The following is a 220-nucleotide window of genomic DNA, read 5'->3' as shown; positions in this document are numbered from 1 at the left end:
CGGCGTGACGATCACGTTCCTGCCGACGCAGCTGGCGGAACAGTTCATGGAGCTTGAGAACACTTCGCTTCGCGTATTGCTGACAGGCGGAGACAAGCTGAAACGCGCGGTCAAACAGCCGTACACGCTCGTCAACAACTACGGGCCGACAGAAAATACAGTCGTCGCCACAAGCACAGAGATCAATCCGGAGGAAGGCTCACTTTCCATCGGGCGGGCG

At 58.2% G+C, this 220-nt stretch carries 1 protein-coding gene; it reads left to right on the top strand.

What is annotated here, in order from left to right; translation table 11 throughout:
- The coding region (locus V6D44_RS21025) for a hypothetical protein (protein ID WP_333516870.1) at positions 1-220 on the top strand (220 nt) is incomplete at both ends.

Origin of the sequence: Bacillus sp. 0209A (assembly GCF_036765095.1) — a bacterium.
In the GTDB taxonomy this organism is placed as follows: domain Bacteria; phylum Bacillota; class Bacilli; order Bacillales; family Bacillaceae; genus Bacillus; species Bacillus subtilis_G.
The sequence above is the reverse complement of the archived record's forward strand: the minus strand, read 5'-3'. Positions and strand labels throughout refer to the sequence as shown.